Here is a 20,050-nt window from a genome sequence, read left to right on the forward strand (position 1 = left end):
TCACCCTGCATCCTGAAGTTCGAAATGGCCGCTCTCCAGATCAACCTGAGTGCGGAACAGAAACGCCAGCGGATAAGGCACGCACCAGAGCCGCCCTTTGATCTCAATCGACAGCACGTTGTGCAGGCTGAGCGAGCCGAGATCGCTGACGCAGCGCACCTGCAGACCCTGCGGCAGAATGCGCGGCTCAAAGTGGAGAATGGCGTTGGTCATTTTGCGCTGCATATCCTGCCATTCGATATCGGAGACGTTCTGCCCGGCCAGCGGCGCAACGCCGAAGTTCCAGACCGAGCGCTGCACCTGATCGAAGCCGCTGAGATCCTGCTGCGCTTCGTTATTAATGGTGTTGAACAGCCACTGCAGATCGCGCAGGACGTGGCGGCGCAGCGTGCTGTGGCTGATCAGCATGCTGTTCTCCGCCTCCTGCTGCTTGTCCGGCGCGTTGTCGGTCAGGCGATCCAGCAATGAGGATTGCAGCTTGTCGCGGGCGGTTAACGCGTCACGCTTTTTGCGCGCGCGAAAGCCGCCATGCAGCTGGGCATAGCCGTCATTGTGCGCGCCAGAATCATGACTCATCGGCAGACTCTGTGTTGTCGAACGCGACCTGTTGCAGACTCAGCAGCGAGAATTCTGCGCTGTCGCTGAGCCACATTTTTTGCCCCTGCCCCATGAACTGGTCCGGGTCGTCGCCCAGCGGCTGCCATTCGGTGACGCTGGCGCGCAGAAAACGCTCGTCTGCACCCGCCAGCAGCGGATAGCGCGCCGGGATCTGACACACCTGTTCGCTGCCATCCACCAGCTGCACCCGCGTGTGACGCCACACCAGATCGGTGACGCTGGCAGGTGCCTGAAACTGCATCTCACGAATGGCGGCAAACGGGATCCAGTAATAACGCCCCTGATTGATCACTTCACACACCGGCCCGAAACGGCTGTCGCCATCCATCAGCCAGCTGAATGCGGTCGGCTGATCCTGCTGAGTGGCCGTGCCGGGATTGGCGGCAGCAAGCTCCAGCGCGTCGGCCCGCAGTGCGCTGCCGCGCGTGGCATCACCTGCGGTTTCGGCCTGCAGGGCGGCCAGCAGCGTGTCGCACCAGTGCCAGGCGCTGCCCGGCAACACCGGCTGTGCCTCACCCCGCAACACCGCGTCACGCTGCAGCTCACCGGCAATCGCCTGCTGCAACAGAGTGACGGTCGGTTGCGCCTGCGGGCTTAACGCCAGCCAGGATTGCAGCTGTGTCTGCGCACGTGTCCAGTTGCCTGCCAGACAGAGCAGCTGCACAAAGGCAGCCCGCAGGTCGGCATTCGCCGGATTGGCCTGAATCTGGCGGGTCACATCAGCCAGCGTCTCGCTGAGTGTGGCGCTGGCCAGACGGTGTTGTAAGGATTCCATGCAAACTCCTTTTTGCGTCAGTTAAGGGTGCGATAGACCGCAGCGGCGGGATCTTTCAGTTCAGGATGCAGTTTTTCCACCAGCTTTACGCTCAGCATGGCATCACCGCTGACCCACGGTGACCAGACTTTGCGGACTTCCTGCAGACGCGCCTGCACCGCACTCTCATCAGCCGCTTCGCTGGCGGGCATCTGCACCACCACCTGACGCGTTGCCTGCCAGCCGTTAAAGCGGTTGCTGAATGGCAGAACCAGCCAGCTGTCCGGGGATTTTTCATTGCTCAGCACCATGCGCTCGCTGTTGACCGTGGTGATGTGCAGTTCAGCGGTGGACGACTGACTGCTCAGTCCCATCACCGGGAAGCCCTGCAGGAAGGTCACGCCGACGGCTGCCGGCGCGCCGTTGCCCTGCTGCGTCAGGCGGCTGTGTCCGCTGAGCCAGCCGTCGGAACCGCAGACCAGCCCCTGTTTTGCCGGAACAAACAGCGCGCTGCCCTGCGCCGGGTGCTGCCACCAGGTGCGGAAATGGCAGCCATCAAGCAGGCTGAACTGCAGCCACGGCGAGGTGTCCGCCTGAGCGGCGTTACGCAGTGCGTCAGCGGGAACGGCTGCCAGGGCTGGCTGCTGCTGTTGCTGCGGCACAGGCGGCGTCACCACGGTTTTCCACTGCTGCGATCGGGCAGCGCTGCCGGTGGCGATTTCACTGCCCTCTGCATCGGTCAGCTGCCAGTGCAGCTGCTGAAGCGGTTTACACTGCGTCGCCATCAATCCGGCCACCCGTGGCAGAAACTCTTTTAAGACCGTCGGGTTTTTCTCACCCAGCGTGACGATGCGCAGGTTAATAGTGCTGTTACACCAGCTCGACAGCTGATTGTTTTTGACGTTATCAATCCAGACATCCAGTTTCTGTGCCGGGGACTGTACGATGCGATAGTTTTCAGCATAAGCCTGCGTGCTGAGCAGCAGCGCAGCCAGACCCAGTAATCCATATTTCATGTTGGCGTTCTCAATCTCGCAGAGGGAAGAACTGCGCCGCTTCAGAGAGCGAGTGCAGCAAGGTGGTGTCCTGGGGCGATCCAATCCAGACGGCCAGCGCGCTGAAATTATCCTGCTGCCCCTGATCCGACTGATCGTTTTTGATGATTTGCTGCATCAGCGTCAGCCACTCTTCCGGTGTGTTCACCATGTGCAGTGACTGCTGCATCTGCTCCAGCGTTACGCCGTGCCAGAAACCATCAGTGCAGAGTAAAAAGGCATCGCCATCTTCAATCTCGACCACGTCGCTGTAGCTGGCGTCGCGCTGCTCATCGCCCATCCCCAGCGCAAAATAGAGCAGATTGCTGTTGATGCCTTCGGTGCGATGTCCGGCATCTTTCATCTGCTGCACCAGACTGTGGTCGGTGGTGACCAGGTAGAGATAGCCGCGACGAAACAGATAGAGGCGGCTGTCACCGGCATGGGCCCAGCAGGCAAGATGGTAGTCGCGGTCGATGAACAGGCTGACCAGCGTGGTTCCCATCCGGCTGTGTTCGCTGCTGGCTTTCTGCTGCTGCCGGATGGCATGGTTCGCGTGGTTGACGTAGTTGCGAATCGACTGCGCATTGAGGTGCGCATCGCCATCAAACGATTGCAGCAGGCTGCTGCGGGCGATGGCGGCTGCTTTATCCCCGCCGGGAAATCCTGCCACACCGTCACACACGACAAAGCAGGCTGAACGCTTACCGATGACATCACCGATCTGATCCTGATTACTGGCGCGATCGCCCTGATTCGACGTCGAGGCAATAGTGATATTCATGCGTCATCCGTGTGGGTTTGTGAGTCTTTGTACTGATTGACTTCCAGGTCATAGGCGTGCAGAAACGCTTCGCCAAACAGGGTGTGGAAATCGTCTTCGATCTCGCCCGCTGTCTCGCCGTAACGCTCTACAAAATGTTCCCACAGTGCCGCTTTGCGGCTGCCCGGCAGACCGATACGTGAAACCGAACCTGCCTGACGCGCCTCTTCTTCCAGCTGCTCCGGGTTAAAGGATTGCAGCATTGAGGCGATGATGGCGCGGATACCGGCGATCATGCCTAGCTGGTGCGCCTGCAGATCGATTAGTGCATCACGCACCGCCTGACGCGGCGGCATAAAGCCCGGCATCCGGCTGCCGAACATCTGCATTAATACGGTTTTACCCGACGGCAGCAGCTTGAATGGGTTGTTGGCATCGTCGAGGATCACCGTCATGTCGGCTTTGACGCCCCGCTTGAGGATCGAACGCGACGACAGCAGTGCAACCGTACCCTGAGAGAACATGCTGAGCATCTGACCAAACTGTAGCATCTGCTCACGGTCAAATTGTGGTGTCGGCTGCAGGTCACGCAGGCCCATGCCTTCCAGCAGCGCATCCAGCAGTTCGCCCTTGAGAGCATCACCGCTGCTCTGGCTCGGCGCTGAAGGATGAACAGCGGTAGCATGATGGCGACCGGAAGCAACCGGATCGATGCGCAGCCGCCCTTTTGGCGTTGGCGATGGCGTGCGCTGCACCGCCTGCGGCGTCGGCAGCGTAATTCCGCCGTAGTCGTTCTGCGGATTCACCGCTTCCGGCAGGCCGAACTCTGCTTCATCAGCCTGCGGCATCTGGCGTGGGGTTTCGCTGTGAGGCTGGTCATCAACAGGTACGTCGACGCCGCTGAACAGCGGTGAATTTTCCATTTCATTCAGGCTGACGGATGCCTGCCCGTGTTCACGGGAAGTAACCGGCTCCGGCTTTGCCTCTGGTTGAGGCGGCACATGCAACGTGGCGGGTTTCTCTGGCTCCGGCTGTGCCAGCGGCACCGCATTCCCCATCATCAGTCCTAATGGATCATCATGGTTGCGCACATCCACGCTGCTCTCGCCATCAAACAGGCTCAGCGGGTCCAGTTCATCGGCGGGCGCTTCAGCCTGCTTTGGTGCGCTGTGCTGCTGAGCCGACAGCGTGCTCGGCGTCCGGTCGTCAAAAATGCTCTGCTGCGCGAACAGCGCATCGCCGTCGTCAAACAGACTGCTGCTTTTGGGTTTCTGACCATAATCCAGCGGCGCATCGTCGATCAGCTGTGCCAGTGGATCTTCCGGATTCCGGTCTGGCATGGCAGGCGCGGTCAGCGGATGAGCATCCGGCATCTCCGGCACCGCTTTGCGTTTAGAGAGATCGTCGGAAATCGAGAATTCTTTCGCCAGACTGTCCCAGATTTCACTGGGAATGGCGGCGGTGGTACTGGCTTTTTCGGCTGCCGGTTCGCGAGCAGGTGCGACAGGCTGGACCGGCTCAGGACGCGGAACGGCCCTTTCCATCTGTGGCTGATGATCGCTGTTGAGGTCGCTGACCAGCAGCTGATAATCATCGATGCCCAGTATGTCACCATCCTGCAGCTCAACCTGCCGACCGCGTTCCAGCGGGATATCGTTGAGCAGCACGCGCGTCACATTGCCACGGTTGGTCAGGCGACATTCGCCGTTAGCCGTGATGTGCACAATCGCCTGCAGGCGGGAGAGCGTTCGATCGTCATCCGGCAGTACCAGATTGTTATCCACGCCGCGACCAATGGTGCCGCCGGGCGGGAAGAAATCACAATGAGTCTGAGGCGGCTGTTGGCCGGGTTTAGTCGTTATTATCGTAAAGCGCATAACGGATTCCTGCGGTTAGCGGTTCGGCATCTATACCGCGCACCTCTCAGGGAAAGGCGCGGGGTATAGGAAGCGGAGAGTTTTAATATTGGGGTTGGGTTTATTTAAATTAGTTGTGCCGGATGTATTACTGAAAATGACTGCGCGACAGGTTAATAAAGCAAATTTAGTACTTCTGAATTTAATAAACCCTGAGCTTAAATGGGTGCAGCATAAACACGGAACCGGAAAAACATAAATTAAAGATAAATAAAAAATGAGTGGATTTTTAAATTTGAACAGACATGAATCCTGCCAGGTAATCAGTAGGGAAGTTGCTTCAGAATCGCGGTGCGTTCCTTATCGAGACGGTCAATACAGAAATTCATAACACTCACATAAGCATCGCTGCCTTGTTCTGCGGCATAGGCTTCCAGCCTGCACTGACTATCACGGTATTTAAGCCAGTTACGCTGAGTATCAAGAAAGGCGGTTCTGTACTGGCTTGACTCCTGATCGTGGCCCTTATAAATTTGCTCAATACGCGTCTTCGCAGCCTTATACTCTTTATTTAAATTCAGCTCTGACTCTGTTTTATTTTTTTCTGCACATTCATTAACTTCCTGAACGTTATTTCCCTTTGAACAATCACTCATCGCGTGAACGGGGAAAGTATAAACAACTGAGACACATAGCATTAATGATAAATAAGATCGCATACGAACCCTTAAATACGACAACTAATAAGCCCCAGCAAAACACACTGGTAATTATTTGTTAGTTCAACAGGCATTATAAAAGAAAGGTGCAGCATCACCCTCTTATCTAAGGCATGCTTTTTATTATTAATTATTAACTTTCATATAAATAAATGTTAACTGAAGAAAAATAAGGTTAGAACGATGTGATAACCTGGTGTTTTTAAACCAGACATTGAGGTTATCAATCTGTTGATAACCTCAATTTATTAAATTAAGTTAGCTCTTTTCACTCAGCTTCTTTTTTAACTCTTTAATCGTTTTTGCTCCGGAAGCACCCACTTTCTGCGTTAATGCCTTATCAATTTCAATGTCATTACTGGAATTATCTATAGAGAAAATGATCGCTTCATCAGCCGTGGAGTTTGGTGATGCTACCTCATAGATAACGGCAATCCTGGTTTCAGGATCATTATCCGGGGAAACAATACCCACAGATTTAGTAGCATTACAAACCTCAGCTTCCCAGTCATCAAATCCTATTGTTGGGATTAACGTCTTAACTGCAGGTTTTTTTTCAGACCAGCCGACAAAGCAAACGTTGTCATCATGTGCATTGAAACCTTTACCTGCGATAAAAGTTCCCAGCACTTTTCCTTTATTAGTGAGCGTGAAAGTCTGTCCATCAACAGGCGTTCCACCCTGAACAGACTTTTCTGTCGCTTTCTGGAAGAGATCTTTCTGAAATGCTGTATCACTCACAGCATGTAATGATGTCTGAGCAAACGCAGCAACCGGGAAAAACAGAACTGGAATTAAAAAAGATAAGCGCATATTTCCTCTCAAGAATTTCTTAAAGCTGCCTGATAGTTATTGGCAAGCTTATTATCATAGTCGTTCTTTTTAAAGTTTTTTCCGTTATAAGTTCTTGCAAAAGTAACCCAGTGTTTATTTTGCAGAGCACTTTGCAGCGGAGGCGTATTTTTAATAAAACTAACAAACGCATTTAGTTGCCCTTGCACTGTTTCCATACCTTTCACAAAATCTTCGACAGATGCAAAACCTGCAGCTTTGTAATTCTCTCCCATAATCTGAAAAGCCCCCCATGAAGCTGATTGCAAAGCGGCATTTCTATCAAGAGCAATAGCTTTATTCAACTTACCATATTGGGCACTGTACTTTCCATACCCTCCGGCGTCTTTATTGGAGAGGACAGGATCGCTATCATATTTCCCATTGGTCAATCGATGGAAATAATGACGCTCATAGAGAATAGTGGGTTTACCGTCATCACCAAAAGCCCCACGTGGCGTCTCAGTCAGTACAACCGCTTTGATCGCTGCGACTTCGCACCCAAGGCTCTTTGCCGCCTCAACCAGTTGTTCCTGGCTGAAAACAATTGCCCGTGGCGCTCTGTTGGTTGATGTATGGAATGATGAATGCACAACTAAATTGCGCATGGTGATGCCGGTTGGAGAAATGATTCCGTCAGGATTTTTTAAATTAACAACCTCCTGCTGAAACTTCTTAATTCTTTCTGCAGTGGCAGGACCAAAAACCCCATCCTCGCCTAATTTATTTGACGGTGTAGTTATTTTTTTATTTTTATTTAACAATACCTGAACGGTAAAAACATCCGCGTAATTATTTTTCTGTCCGATACCCACAGGCGAACTAATTCTTGCCATACCTTCACCTCAATTACTGATACATCCCGGTACATATTGAGCGTAAAAGATGAGCCTCCTGCCAGCAGGAGGCTCTTACAATTATGCTTCTCTGTTTTCTTTGATATTCCAGCCAGCACTGCTCTCTGCGCCTTTTCCGCCGGAGGAGCTCTGTTCCCAATACTGCTGTTTGACTTTGGAAGACTGGAAAGAATAGGACATGCCTACTAAGTCACCATTATCTGCGCCGTTATATTTAACAGTCGTTACCAGAACATCTTCAAGTGTGATGCGAGCATACTCAACCTGAGTACCACCAGCCTTACAGATTGATAATTCGACTTTAGACAGGTGTTTGCCGCTTGCGCAGTTTTTCAGTAATGCCGTTACTGACTTATCAATCAGAGCCTCAACATGCAAGTCCTCAAAATTAACCTTACCCGCACCGCCGCCGCCGCCAACAGACATGTTGCCTGGCTGAGAAGCACCCCATGAGAAAGAGGTGATATCAGTCCAGCCAGTGTGGTTTGAGTCTTTAGACTCGCCGGTGACTCCGTCAACCTTCATAAACATATCAATAGCCATTATCTTTCACTCTTTATTGGTTGAGATTATTGCTTTCAAAAAAGCAAGGATATGGCAAAAAGAAAAGCATGGGGCTGAATAAAACAGTCCATATTTTACCTTTGCCTTGCTTCTGAAATATCGTCATAAACAATATTTCAGATACTGCGTTGCCAGGCACCAGGCCGGGCAATGTATTTATTCATTTCTCATGATGAGAAATCGAGGTTCTGACCCGCTATTCAGGACGCAGAGAAGCGCTTAATAAATTTCTCTTAGCTTAGCCGCCGCCCAGTAAAAACCTAACGACACAGTGCCTGAAATAATAATCAGGACACCGTTAGTCACTTTCCCCATAACAGGAATATTCCAGTCAAAGAACAAAAGGTAATAACCTGCACAGGTGATTAAAATAAGAGCGGAAATAAAAACCAGCAGATAATGCAGCAAGTATAGAGCTGACTTTTTAAGCATCCTGTCATCCTCCCTGACGTTTATCTCAGCAACCTTCCTGTCAGGCATCAGGCGCAAAACCCTTTCGCGCCTGATAACCCTGCAACTCAGCCCTTAAGCATTGTCATTTTTCAGTGACGGCAGCTTAGAGACCAGACGCAGAGAAACCGTCAGGCCTTCCAGCTGGTAGTGCGGACGCAGGAAGAACTTCGCGGCGTAATAGCCTGGATTGTCTTCCTGCTCTTCCACATTCACCTCGGCAGCGGCCAGCGGCTTGCGTGACTTGGTCTCCTGCGAGGAGTTAGCCGGATCGCCATCGACATAGTTCATCACCCAGTCGTTCAGCCAGCGTTCCATCTCGTCACGCTCGCGGAAAGAGCCGATCTTGTCACGCACGATGCACTTCAGGTAATGCGCGAAGCGGCAGCAGGCGAACAGGTAAGGCAGACGCGCGGCCAGACGGGCATTGGCGGTGGCATCGGCATCGTGATACTCCATTGGCTTCTGCAGTGACTGCGCACCGATAAAGGCAGCGAAGTCAGAGTTTTTGCGATGCACCAGCGGCATAAAGCCGTTTTTCGCCAGTTCCGCTTCGCGGCGATCGCTGATGGCGATTTCGGTCGGACACTTCATGTCCACGCCGCCGTCATCGCTCGGGAAGGTGTGACACGGCAGATTTTCAACTGCCCCGCCCGACTCCACGCCGCGGATCGCCGTGCACCAGCCGTACTCTTTGAAAGAGCGGTTAATGTTAGCGGCCATGGCGTAGGCAGCATTGCTCCATGTGTAGTTGCCGTGATCGGAACCGTCGGTCTGCTCTTCGAAATCGAAGCTGTCGACCGGGTTGGTGCGGATGCCATATGGCAGACGCGCCAGGAAGCGCGGCATCACCAGACCCAGATAGCGTGCATCTTCCGATTCACGCAGGCTGCGCCAGGCGGCATATTCAGTGTTCTGGAAGATCTTGGTCAGATCGCGTGGATTCGCCAGCTCCTGCCAGGACTCCATCTGCATAACTTCCGGCGCGGTGCCGGTAATGAACGGACAGTGCGCCGCCGAACCGATACGGGCCATCTCACCCAGCAGCTCAACATCCTGCGGGCTGTGATCGAAGTAGTAGTCACCTACCAGGCAGCCAAACGGCTCGCCGCCGAACTGACCATACTCCTGCTCATAAATCTTCTTGAACAGCGGGCTTTGATCCCAGCCGGCACCCTTGTAACGCTTCAGAGTCCGACCCAGCTCCTGCTTGGAGATGCTCATAAAGCGGATTTTCAGCATCTCGTCAGTTTCGGTATTGTTCACCAGATAGCTCAGACCGCGCCAGGCGCTCTCCAGCGACTGAAACTCTGGATGGTGAATAATCTGGTTCACCTGTTGCGACAGCTTTTCGTCGATCTCCGCAATCAGCGCCTGGATGGTGCGATACGCATCGCTGGAGACGGTGACGGTGTTCTCAAGCGCCTGCTGCGCCAGAGTTTTCACTGCGCTTTCGACCGCCGCGCGCGCCTGATCACTTTTCGGCCGGAACTCTTTATTCAGCAGTGCACTGAACTCATCCTGACTGAAACTGGCTGCGCCCTGCGACTGCGGTTGTTGTGAAGTCTGCGTCATGCCTGCGGCTCCTTACCTTCAGTGGCCTCATCCTGCTTTGGCAGATGGGTCAGGGCCTGCAGCAGCGTAGGATCCTGCAGCACTTTACCAATCAGCTCTTCAGCGCCGTTTTTGCCGTCCATATAGGTCAGCAGGTTCGCCAGCTGGGTACGCGCTTCCAGCAGCTTGCTCAGCGGCTCGACGTTGCGGGCCACCGCGTCCGGCGAAAAGTCATCCATGCTGTCAAAGGTGAGATCGATGTTCAGCTTGCCTTCGCCGTTCAGGGTGTTGTCTACCTGGAATGCGGCGCGCGGCTTCAGCGCTTTCATGCGCTCATCAAAGTTGTCGATGTCGATCTCAAGGAATTTACGTTCGTCGATGCCCGGCTGCGGCTCCAGCGGTTTACCCACCAGATCCGCCAGCACGCCCATCACAAACGGCAGCTGGATTTTGCGTTCCGCGCCATAAATTTCCACGTCATATTCAATCTGAACGCGAGGCGCGCGATTGCGGGCAATGAACTTCTGCCCACTGGATTTGCTTGTTGCCATGGTTTTCTCCATCAATGATGCGCGGATAATGTGTCACAGCAGGCGCGCAGGTCCCGCTGTGTGAGTGGGTCACGCCTGCTTAGTCGCGACGTCCGAAAATGGTTTCCAGCTGATGTACGCCATCGGGTGCCAGTTCGCGGATGATCTCCAGGAAGTCGCGCTCGATTAAGCGCTGCACCCGGTCGATCATCAGCGGGGCCGGATGGCTCGGCTCATGCTGAGTGAAGTAGAGCTTCACCTTTTCCAGCATCAGCTGGGCATCGGCGCGGGAATTGATCTGTACCGTGCGCCAGTCCGCGGCAGCACGTGGAGTTGCTGCGGCAGCCACCGGTGCAGCCGCTTCTGCGGGCTGTTCCGCCGCTGCAGTGGGTATCAGCTGGCTGAGGTCGGTGGCCTGGCAGCGTTCGGCGATCTGCGCAATCTGTCTGCGCAGCAGTGTCAGTTCCGGCACTGCCGCATCGCCCAGCCGTTCGGCCACGGTTTCGCAGATGGTCTGCAGCCGCTCATGAATCTGCAGCACCGCCTCAATACCGGGCTGGTCGCCGCGCGCCAGTTCGTCGATCAGACGCGGCAGGCCACCAGGGTAGTCTGCTACCTCGGTTTTGCTGCCGTCGCACAGGGCGGCCGCATCGCGCAGCGAGATACCGTCAGACGGATAGCGCAGCAGCCAGCACTGACGCACCGCGCCACTTAGTTCAGTCTTGTCACCCAGCAGCGCCAGGGCATTAATACGGTAGAAGGGATCCTGCTCACCGTACTCTTCCAGCCGGGGCCACAGCGGCTCCCAGTAGAGCAGCAACGCCTGTTCAATCAGCTTCAGCCCCTGGGCATAGCCCGGCAGCCCTTTCAGCTCTGTCCAGGCGTGAGTCAGCGCCAGCATTACCCGCAAATCTTTGCTGCGGGCCAGTAATGCGATCGCCAGCTTCTCGACTTTGTTCCAGTCGGCGGGTTCGGCCGGAATGATGGTGTCGCCGAACTGCTGTTCCGCTTTACCGGCGCTGGCCTGCTCCATCGCCTGAAAATCGGCGTCGTACTCCAGGTTATCGCCGCCAGGATTGTCCTCACTGACCGGAGCCAGCAAAGCCTCTGTATTCATCGTCATGCGTGTCGCCTCAGGATTCAAACATCGGGGGATAAAGTCCGTTTCGTCCCGGCTTTGCCCCACCGGCCGGATCAAACAGCAAGGAAAAGAGCTGCGCGGTGAAGTTACCGCTGTGGACCTGGGTATAAAGCGGGAAACCGTCGCTTTGATTGGTCCACCAGAAACTGGTGTAGAACTGCGGGTCGAAGTTCTCGCCCGGCAGCGCCCAGTTCAGCGTCGAGGGCGTGTCGCCATGCCCGATGACGTTGAGAATATCTGACGACTCACCCGCTTCCTGCGGCGGTTGCGGCTGCGGAATGCTGATCAGCGCCTGATCCAGCTGCTCCGGCGATCCGCCGCCCTGAACCACCCGCAGCAGCGTATTGCCCACCTGCTGGTACCACTCGCCGGAACGGGCCAGCAGGGCTGGTGACCACTCGGCGGGGGTGAAGTGGCGCAGCGCGCAGAGCGGATAGTTACGCCCTACGCTATCCCGTGCGGCGATCAGGCAGCCCATCTGGATCAGCTGACTGCCCAGCATCGGCGGCACCACAAAATTCCAGACCGGCGCGTTGAGGAACGGGCGCGACGGGGCATTTTCACTCTCCTGGCTGCTCTGCCAGTGATGCAGGCCCACCTGAAACCAGCTGGACCATTGGCGATAGAGCACGTCAGGAAAGCGGCGCTTCACAAAGTCACCCGCGCTGGGCAATTTGCCGTACCAGCAGGGTGCAGCGTAATGAGTCATTGTCGGGTCCTGTTTCAGGGGCAGCTAAAGCCGGGAAGCTGGAACGGGTTACGAATGCTGCCAGGGGTAAACGACAGCGTGACCTGATGGCCTTCCACGCTGAACGTGGCTTCGCGGGTCAGGCCGCCTGCAGCGGTAACACGGGCGCGATCAAAGAAGCGATTGAGCGCCCAGGGGCCGCTGGTGACGAGCGTCGACGTGGTGCCGTTGGTCAGGCCCAGCTGCATCCGCACCTGGCTGGTGCCGCCAGGGCCAGGCCAGCTGACCATCTGCACCGCCTGCGGCCCGTGGCTGTAACGCAGGATCTGTCCATCCACATCCAGCGTCAGGTTGAGAATGTCGTTGTCCATTTTTACGGTGCGCAGCGTGACGCGGAAGCCTGGTGTGGTTGCGCCGTTGGCAAAGAACGCATCGCGGATTGACTGCGCCTGCTGGAACGGCCGCAGTAACGCTTCGCCACCTGGCAGAGTTTTACCGTCGATACCCGGCGTAAAGCGCCACGCCGCGTTAGTGGTATCGACCTTGCTGGCCAGATTATCGCGGAAGAAGCTATCCATCATGCCGCTGCCGGGGGCAAACATCCGGGCCAGATCGTCCGGCGTCACTTCACTGCGCGCGGAGCGAACCAGCGGATAACGCCCGGCGATCGCCTGACGGCAGAAACTGCCGACTTCCATGGTGATGCGTTTACGGACGTTGTCCATGTCGCGGCGCTGCGCATCACTGCTGGCGCCAACCGCCATGCTGGAGACCATATTCTGCAGCGACCCCGGCAGACGTCCGGCGCTGGCCTGCAGACGACTGATCGCATCGCTGGCCGGTGGCGGCATCCCGCTGTTGGCGGCATCCTGCACCGCCGTGAGGTAGCGATAGAGATCGTCAATCTGGTGCAGGAAATCATCCACCGCCAGCACTTTGCTGCCCTGCTGTAATGGCTGAGCCAGCTCAATGACCGGCGCAAAATGCACGGCAACCGCCTGCTCCGGTGACACCTGGGTTGCCGCCTGTCCACGCGCCGCAGCCGCCTCAGGCGAGGTAAACAGCGCTTCAAGGGTGCGGGTGGCGCTGTTATCCGCTGGCTTCGCGGCCTGCGCGGTTTTCTCATCGGGCTGCGCCCGGTTCAGCGTCAGCAGATTGCTGAGATTGATCACCAGCTGGCGCAGCGGAGAATGGTTACCTGACAGCAGACGCGCGGTGTTGATGCGTTGTGAAAGATCGGCGCTGCTGTTGAGCTGGATGTCGCTCAGGAACTGCTCCCACTGGCGGATGTAGTCCTGGACATAAAGCTGGCGAACCGCGAGATCGGTCTGCTCACTTTTCTGCTGCGGCGCAGCACCGTCCAGTACCCAGAGATCGTCCTGATAAAGCGCCTGCGTTACGGGGGCAATCTGCTTGTCCACATGCTGCCAGTAGCCATCGGGTGTATAGAGACCAGACACCCCGTCATTGACCGACTTACCGCTTTTACGCGAAAAAACCAGCTCGCTCTGAGGACCGCCCAGCGCCGCCAGGGTGACTGGCTGCAGGCTGTCGCTGCGTGAAAGCAGGCGTTTGAGTCGTCCATAGACGCGCTGTGACAGCGGCATCTGATTAATGAGCGCCTGCTCGCGCTTGACCAGCGCATCATCTTTCGCATACGGCGACGAGTGAATCTGCGTCTCCAGCAGCTGTTGCAGATGCCACGCCAGCTGTTTTACCTGCTGCTGGGTGACGTTCTGCGGCAGCTCACGTGAAAGATTCAGCATCAGCCACGCCTGCAGGAATTTGCCATCGTAGTGCTTCGGCTGATAGAGCATCTGATACGCCTTCAGCGCTTCATAGCTGTAGTCCGCGTCGCTGCCGTTGTCATTGCGCAGCCAGCGGGTGATGTTCTGCGCTACCTGCGGCAACAGCAGCTGTTTCAGCGCTTTGTCGTAAAGTGCGCGGGTCGCATCGCTGACTTCGGTGCCGCGATAAAGCCCCATACGGCGCGTCAGCGGTGGGGACTCCAGCGAGAAGTCGGCGCTTTCCGGCAGATGCAACAGGGTGTTGAGATAAGGCACCAGCGCAAAGAGATCGCCATTGACCTGCTGCTGAAGCTGATCGCCCAGTTGCTCAACCTGCGGGCCTTTAGCGGCCATCTCCTGCAGATAGGTTTTGTTCTTGCTGTAGCTGGTGAGCCACAGTCCGCCCGCCACCAGAAGCAGTAACAGCAGCGCCAGATAACCCGACCACAATCCGGCGCGGTTACGCAGCTCCCACCAGCGGTTGCTGCCCGCCAGACCCGACTCCTGGAAAATCACATTTTCCAGCACCCCTTTCAGGAAGAAGCTCTGGCCTTTGTTCTGCGGAATCGGTGCCTCTTTATTGACCTGATCCCAGCTTCCCGATTCGCCTGCCTGCTGTCCAGGGAGATTCAGCGCGCGGTTCAGCTCGCCCATTACCCGGTCAAACGGCAGTCCTTCCTGGGTGCCGCTGGCAAAGTAGATGCCGCGTGGCGCGAACTGGGTTTCAAAATCGGAGCGGGCAAACAGCGTGTCGAGTGCCTCTGCCAGCAATGGACGCAATGCCGCGAACTCCTGCGGGAAGAGATAACTTTCGGCTCGCGCCTGCGCATCACTTTCTGTCAGCAGCCGATCGGCCAGTCCGGCATCGAGCCGCTGTTGCAGCAGTGAATACTCCTGCTGGAACTGGCTGTTCAGCTCGAAATCAGCAGCGGACGCTTTCGCCCACGGGAAAGTGAATCCCCAGATCTGTTCACGCTGCGCTTTATCCAGCGAGGCAAAGTAGCTGCGGAAGCCTTTGAGCAGGTCCGCTTTGGTGACCAGTACGTAGACCGGGAAGCGGATCCCGAGACGATCGTGCAGCTCCATCAGCCGCTGACGCAGCGCCAGCGCCTGGTTGCGCAGCGCTTCGGGCGACTGGCTGAGCAGATCGGAGACGCTCAGGGTAACGATGACGCCGTTGATCGGCTGACGTCCGCGATATTTACGCAGCAGGTCGAGGAAATGATGCCATTCGCTGGCATCACTAGCCTGCTGACTCTCCTGTGTACTGTAGCGCCCGGCGGTATCGAGCAGCACGGCGTCGTTGGTGAACCACCAGTCGCAGTTGCGGGTGCCGCCAATGCCGCGCAGCGCCGACTTCCCGAACTTATCCGCCAGCGGAAACTGCAGGCCGGAGTTAACCAGCGCGGTGGTTTTACCGGCACCGGGTGCACCGATGATCATGTACCACGGCAGCTGGTAGAGATACTGACGGCCAAAGCGCTGCGCCCAGAACGGCGTGCCCTTGCTGCTGTGGCGCTGGAAGTGCGCCTTTTTCAGCATCTCAGTGGCTTCTGAGAAACGCCCTGCCAGCACCTGCTCTTCACTGGTCAGGCGCTGACGATCGGCTTCCGGTGCATCGCTTTTGCCGGTTTCCAGGCTCGACATCAGCTTGCGGTTGAGCCAGAAATTGTAGAGCCGCGGAATCGCCTGCCCCAGGCCCCAGACCAGATAGAGCAGCGCAATACTGATCATGCGGTTCTGCTCTGGCTCAAGCGGACGCGAATCAACGATAGAGAAGACCGGGCCAATCACCCAGATGATAAAAGAGAGCGCGGTAATGCCGACAAAGCCCCACGCGAGGCGGCTGGTCAGCACCGCAAACAGAATATTCAGCATGGATCAGTTCCCTCTCGCCAGGCCGTTGAGTTCGGCATGCGTCGCATCCGGCGCCACCAGCAGTGTGATTTCAACACGACGGTTACGTGCGCGGTTTTCTGCGCTGTTGTTCGGCACCAGCGGATTGCTTTCGCCACGCCCTTCCGCTTTCACTCGTGACGGATCGGCCAGTTGCTGTTGCAGCAGAGACTGGACTGACCGGGCACGCGCCAGCGAAAGCTCAAAGTTGGAGGCGAAGCGTGCGCTGCGGATCGGTACGTTATCGCTGTAGCCAATCACCTGAATCTGACCGCTGACGTTGTTCATGGCGGCGGCGATGCGCTGGATCACGTCGATATAACGTCCGCGCACCTCGGTCGCCGCCGAGGCAAACAACCCATCCCCTTTCAGCGTCACCACGCTGCGGTCCGCTTCATCACGCACCGCGACCAGACCGGCATCGATTTCCGGTTTCAGGAAGGCGCGCAGGTTCAGCGTGGCAGGCGGTGGCGGCGCAGGGTTACCGATCTTCACTTCCGGCAGCGCCGTCTGATAGATGCGGGCCAGCACCGGCGAGGTGTAGTCACCCAGACGCCAGTTGAGCACGATATAGAACAGACAGGCCGCCAGCCCGGCCACTGCGGCGCAGGCCCACAGCGGGATCATCGGTCGCCACAGCTTGCGCAGCACCGGCTGATCGGTGGGATGCGGTGACAGCGCCGTCGCGTAACTGCCGCGCACGCTTCTGATCATCTGCAGCAGACGCTGTTTGATGGTCTCCAGCTGCGAGCGGCCGTTGTCCAGCACCCGGTAGCGTCCTTCGAACCCCAGCAGCAGGCAGAAGTAGATCAGTTCCAGCATCAGAATGTGACGTCTGGGGTTCTGCGACAGCTTGGCCAGCAGCTGGAAAAACTTCTCGCCGCCCCAGGTTTCGTTGTGAAAGGTGACCAGCAAGCCGTTGCTGGTCCAGACGCCGCGACTGCCCCATGGCGTCAATGCCGCCGCCTCATCCAGTGCGGTACAGAGGCAGTAACGTGCGCCGATGATCACTTCATAGCCGAGACCAGACTGCTGGCAGCTCAGCTCAAAGCGCCGAATCTGATCGATCAGCTGCTGGCGCAGTTGCGCCGGGTCTTCATGCGATACCGAATGGCGGATCTGCGGAATCGCGTTAATCAGGGGGTTGGCCGCCGCAACCAGCACATTCTGATGGCTGGCATCCGGCGCAAGATCGCTGTGTGATTTTTGTTGTTCCTGCATCATGCTGCGTGCTCAGTTTATTATTCTGACTGACTGCGGATGGCCCAGAACTCCATGTTCAGGCCCGGAAACTCACCGGCAAGATGCAGCGCAAAAGCGCCCGAGCGCTCCATCTCTTTCCATAGCTCGCTGTTCTTATCCAGTTCGAAATAGCTGTATCCGGCATGCCACGGGATCTGCGGCGGCGCGCCGGGCATCGCCCGAAGTGCCAGACCCGGCAGCTGCAGCTGCACCAGATCGCGGATTTTGCTGACCGGCGCGACTTTCATCTGCGCCGGGAAGTGAGTTTTGAGGGTGTCGGCCGGCACGCTGGCTTTCACCGCCAGCACAAAGCCAAACTCGTGCACCATGCTGCTCTCCGGCACGGTGGCGACGTTCAGGCCGTGCGAACGCTGGGTCAGCGGCAGCTGAATGGCGCTCTCTTCCATCACCTGCGACAGCCCCTGACGCAGCAGCAGCGACAGACGACTGAAGCAGCTGTGCAGATCGTCATGATCGTAGAGTGGCAGCGAATCCGGTGCGCGGGCTGGCGTCCAGGTGCTGAGTTCCGCCGCCAGTTGCAGCCAGTGGCTGTAGAGCGTTTCAGGATGCAGCAATGGCAGATGTTGCAGATGGCTGTGCAGGCCAAGCTGACGATTGAGCAGCGCCAGCAGCATAAAATCGACCATATCCGCGCTGTTAAAACGGCCGGTGCCCGGTGCGCGCTGGCTCAGCTGCTGACTGCGTTGCTGGATCAGCCCATGCAGATCGTTAAACATGTTCTGCAGCGGACGGCTGCTGTTCAGGGTCAGCATCGGCGGGATGTAGTCGCTGTCGAGCCGGATATGGTTGTCGCTGCGTTTTTCAATGACCTGCGCCACACCCATCGCGGTCCACTCGGCGGTCAGATCCTGTTCCAGCATCAGACGCAGCCGCAACTTGCCGAACTGCACCGTGGCGCTGCCCACCGCCTGCGCGTTGTCATCTTCCACATCCGCTTCCCAGGCGAGATAGCGCGCCAGAGAATCCTGCGACTCCTGAAACGCGACCGCCTCGCGACCATTGCGCCGGGCCGGTATCGCCAGCACTACTTTGCTGCGGTCAACTGAGGACGGCAGATCCAGGGGTGCCGGGCCATGCTGCGGCTGGCTGAAGGAGAAGAACGTGCCGTCAGGCAGACAGCCGCTGGCAGCACTCAGCGCCAGTTTCCCCTGGCGCAGCAGCGCTTCATCGAACTCCAGATCGTAAAAGCCCCACGTATAGGCGCGCTGAGACTGGCCCCACTCACGCAGCGTGCTGAGAAGATAATTTTCGGACTGCTGGAAATGGTGAGGACGCAGAAACATCCCCTCGGTCCAGACCACCTTTTCGGCTCTGTTCATAGGCATCACTGTTTTTCCACGCGAAGGCCATTAATCCCTGCCACGATGCGGGCATTCAGCTCGCTATCGTTACGTTTCCAGAACGCCCAGAATGACGGCGACTCGCCTTCGGGAACCGGCAGAGAGAGACGCCAGACCTTGCCGTCCAGCGACTGATATTCCGCCATGATGCCGATAAAGCGCGCTTCCGGCAGACTGCGGATGCGCAGCGTTTTGCTGCGCTGTTCTGGCGTCAGGAAGAACTGCTGGGTGTTGAGCTGGGCGCTACCCAGCGCGGTTGCGGACTGGTTTTGCAGGGAGTAGAAGTCCGCTGACATGAACTCTGCATCGGAGCTCAGTAACACCACGCGGACTTTCAGCGGCGCGCCGCCGTTAAGCTGATTCTGCCCCTGCACATCCAGGTTGTAGTAAGCCACCGGTGGTGTGCTGTCGCTGCTGCACGCTGCCAGCAGCCACACCAGCAGCACGATCAGCCCACGACACAGTTGTGTTGTTCTCATCATCAAGCCCTCCCTGCTCAGTGCGATTAGTTAATGATCCAGGTTCCGTTACTGCTGTTCTGACAGGCGGTGCTGTCACCGTTGACCGCGACGCAGGTTTTCTTCTTGCTGCTGCTGCGCGCGCGACGTTTTGGCTGATCGGCTTTAACGGTCTGGTCGTAAAGGTCGCTTTTCACCACGGCGCGGAACGGCACATAGCCCGTCAGCTGCACGGTTGCCTGCGGTGCGGCAGGCTGAGCAGCATCTTTCACGGCAGCGGTGGCGTTCTCTGGTTTAGCTTCTGCAGCGGCCTGGGCGGGTTCACCCAGCGCCAGCCAGTTGTTCTCTACCTGGCCAATCACGGTGTAGCTGTCACCGGTTTTCAGCGTTTCAACGACCTTGCCGCCGTAACCTGGCTGGCTCATTACCGAGCCAGGATAGAGCGCGCGGTAGGTTTCGTTTACCGGACTGAACTGCGCGGGCGGTTTAACGGCATAACGGTGGCTGATAGCCACACCGTCTACCGTGCTGGTGACCAGCGTGTCATCGGTCATTTTTGGCGGTGTTTTACAACCGGCGACAGAGAAAACAAACATCAGGCCTAACGCAATACGGAGCTTCACCATTTTTTTCATGTTGTGTTCCATTCATATCCTGGAGAGTGGCCAGAGGCCGGTTGTCAGTGTTGAAAATCGGGAATAGGTCTTTAAAAATTTGACTTAGTGCCACGCAAAAAGACAATTCTTAAACAAACAGCGCAAAACTCTCGCGTGATGAGACGGAAAACGATCAGCGAAAGTTAAGTATAAAAAAGCATCACTGGAGACATACGCGGGAAACGGGAGGAATCTGACCTGGCAATAAACGATCAGAAACATGATCAATTTTTTCCCGGCAAATTTGAGAAGGCAGGCAAAACCCAAGCTTTACTAATGCCATCCCTGGTC

19 protein-coding genes are annotated in these 20,050 nt (G+C 56.7%); all 19 read right to left on the reverse strand.

Annotated features, from left to right (window positions below; all coding sequences use genetic code 11):
* On the reverse strand, positions 1-576 hold the full coding sequence (gene tssE / locus PU624_RS14995; RefSeq protein ID WP_003853285.1) for a type VI secretion system baseplate subunit TssE: 576 nt from the start codon (positions 574-576) through the stop codon (positions 1-3).
* Positions 566-1,393 carry a type VI secretion system accessory protein TagJ gene (locus PU624_RS15000; protein WP_283545627.1) on the reverse strand — a complete coding sequence of 276 codons (828 nt, stop codon included), beginning with the start codon at positions 1,391-1,393 and terminating at the stop codon, positions 566-568. Before PU624_RS15000 ends, tssE begins: the two co-directional genes overlap by 11 nt.
* A gap of 17 nt (positions 1,394-1,410) precedes the next feature.
* A complete protein-coding gene (locus tag PU624_RS15005) occupies positions 1,411-2,388 on the reverse strand; it encodes a hypothetical protein (RefSeq protein ID WP_283545628.1) in 978 nt (325 codons plus the stop codon).
* A gap of 10 nt (positions 2,389-2,398) precedes the next feature.
* Entirely contained in the window at positions 2,399-3,190 is a 792-nt protein-coding gene (locus PU624_RS15010; protein WP_283545629.1) for a PP2C family protein-serine/threonine phosphatase, read from the reverse strand.
* Positions 3,187-5,046 carry a type VI secretion system-associated FHA domain protein TagH gene (tagH, locus tag PU624_RS15015; RefSeq protein ID WP_283545630.1) on the reverse strand — a complete coding sequence of 620 codons (1,860 nt, stop codon included), beginning with the start codon at positions 5,044-5,046 and terminating at the stop codon, positions 3,187-3,189. Before tagH ends, PU624_RS15010 begins: the two co-directional genes overlap by 4 nt.
* A 302-nt stretch (positions 5,047-5,348) precedes the next feature.
* Positions 5,349-5,744 (reverse strand): lysozyme inhibitor LprI family protein, encoded by a 396-nt coding sequence (locus PU624_RS15020; RefSeq protein ID WP_283545631.1) that lies wholly within the window; start codon positions 5,742-5,744, stop codon positions 5,349-5,351.
* Positions 5,745-6,002: 258 nt separating this feature from the next.
* Entirely contained in the window at positions 6,003-6,557 is a 555-nt protein-coding gene (locus PU624_RS15025; RefSeq protein WP_283545632.1) for a hypothetical protein, read from the reverse strand.
* An 8-nt stretch (positions 6,558-6,565) separates the two neighbouring features.
* Positions 6,566-7,411, reverse strand: a complete 846-nt coding sequence (locus PU624_RS15030; protein ID WP_266308227.1) for an N-acetylmuramidase domain-containing protein — start codon at positions 7,409-7,411, stop codon at positions 6,566-6,568.
* 81 nt (positions 7,412-7,492) lie between these two features.
* Positions 7,493-7,975, reverse strand: coding sequence for an Hcp family type VI secretion system effector (locus PU624_RS15035; RefSeq protein ID WP_266308228.1), 483 nt, complete (start codon positions 7,973-7,975; stop codon positions 7,493-7,495).
* A gap of 240 nt (positions 7,976-8,215) precedes the next feature.
* Complete coding sequence (locus PU624_RS15040; protein ID WP_283545633.1) at positions 8,216-8,428, reverse strand: hypothetical protein; 213 nt, start codon at positions 8,426-8,428, stop codon at positions 8,216-8,218.
* 93 nt (positions 8,429-8,521) lie between these two features.
* Positions 8,522-10,021 carry a type VI secretion system contractile sheath large subunit gene (tssC, locus tag PU624_RS15045; protein ID WP_003853307.1) on the reverse strand — a complete coding sequence of 500 codons (1,500 nt, stop codon included), beginning with the start codon at positions 10,019-10,021 and terminating at the stop codon, positions 8,522-8,524.
* Entirely contained in the window at positions 10,018-10,551 is a 534-nt protein-coding gene (gene tssB / locus PU624_RS15050; protein WP_008925979.1) for a type VI secretion system contractile sheath small subunit, read from the reverse strand. Before tssB ends, tssC begins: the two co-directional genes overlap by 4 nt.
* Positions 10,552-10,630: 79 nt before the next feature.
* A complete protein-coding gene (gene tssA, locus PU624_RS15055) occupies positions 10,631-11,647 on the reverse strand; it encodes a type VI secretion system protein TssA (RefSeq protein ID WP_283548004.1) in 1,017 nt (338 codons plus the stop codon).
* Between the two features lie 16 nt (positions 11,648-11,663).
* Positions 11,664-12,380, reverse strand: coding sequence for a type VI secretion system-associated protein TagF (gene tagF / locus PU624_RS15060; protein ID WP_003853313.1), 717 nt, complete (start codon positions 12,378-12,380; stop codon positions 11,664-11,666).
* Positions 12,381-12,394: 14 nt separating this feature from the next.
* Positions 12,395-16,024 carry a type VI secretion system membrane subunit TssM gene (gene tssM / locus PU624_RS15065; RefSeq protein ID WP_283545634.1) on the reverse strand — a complete coding sequence of 1,210 codons (3,630 nt, stop codon included), beginning with the start codon at positions 16,022-16,024 and terminating at the stop codon, positions 12,395-12,397.
* A 3-nt stretch (positions 16,025-16,027) separates the two neighbouring features.
* Positions 16,028-17,266, reverse strand: a complete 1,239-nt coding sequence (locus PU624_RS15070; protein WP_502921573.1) for a DotU family type VI secretion system protein — start codon at positions 17,264-17,266, stop codon at positions 16,028-16,030.
* 17 nt (positions 17,267-17,283) lie between these two features.
* Positions 17,284-18,624: a type VI secretion system baseplate subunit TssK gene (gene tssK, locus PU624_RS15075; RefSeq protein WP_283548006.1), complete on the reverse strand. Its 1,341-nt coding sequence runs from the start codon at positions 18,622-18,624 to the stop codon at positions 17,284-17,286.
* Between the two features lie 5 nt (positions 18,625-18,629).
* Positions 18,630-19,127, reverse strand: a complete 498-nt coding sequence (gene tssJ, locus PU624_RS15080) for a type VI secretion system lipoprotein TssJ (RefSeq protein WP_283545635.1) — start codon at positions 19,125-19,127, stop codon at positions 18,630-18,632.
* Between the two features lie 23 nt (positions 19,128-19,150).
* Entirely contained in the window at positions 19,151-19,750 is a 600-nt protein-coding gene (locus PU624_RS15085; protein ID WP_283545636.1) for an SH3 domain-containing protein, read from the reverse strand.
* Positions 19,751-20,050 lie beyond the last annotated feature (300 nt).

The sequence above is a fragment of the Pantoea sp. Lij88 genome (assembly GCF_030062155.1).
In the GTDB taxonomy this organism is placed as follows: domain Bacteria; phylum Pseudomonadota; class Gammaproteobacteria; order Enterobacterales; family Enterobacteriaceae; genus Pantoea.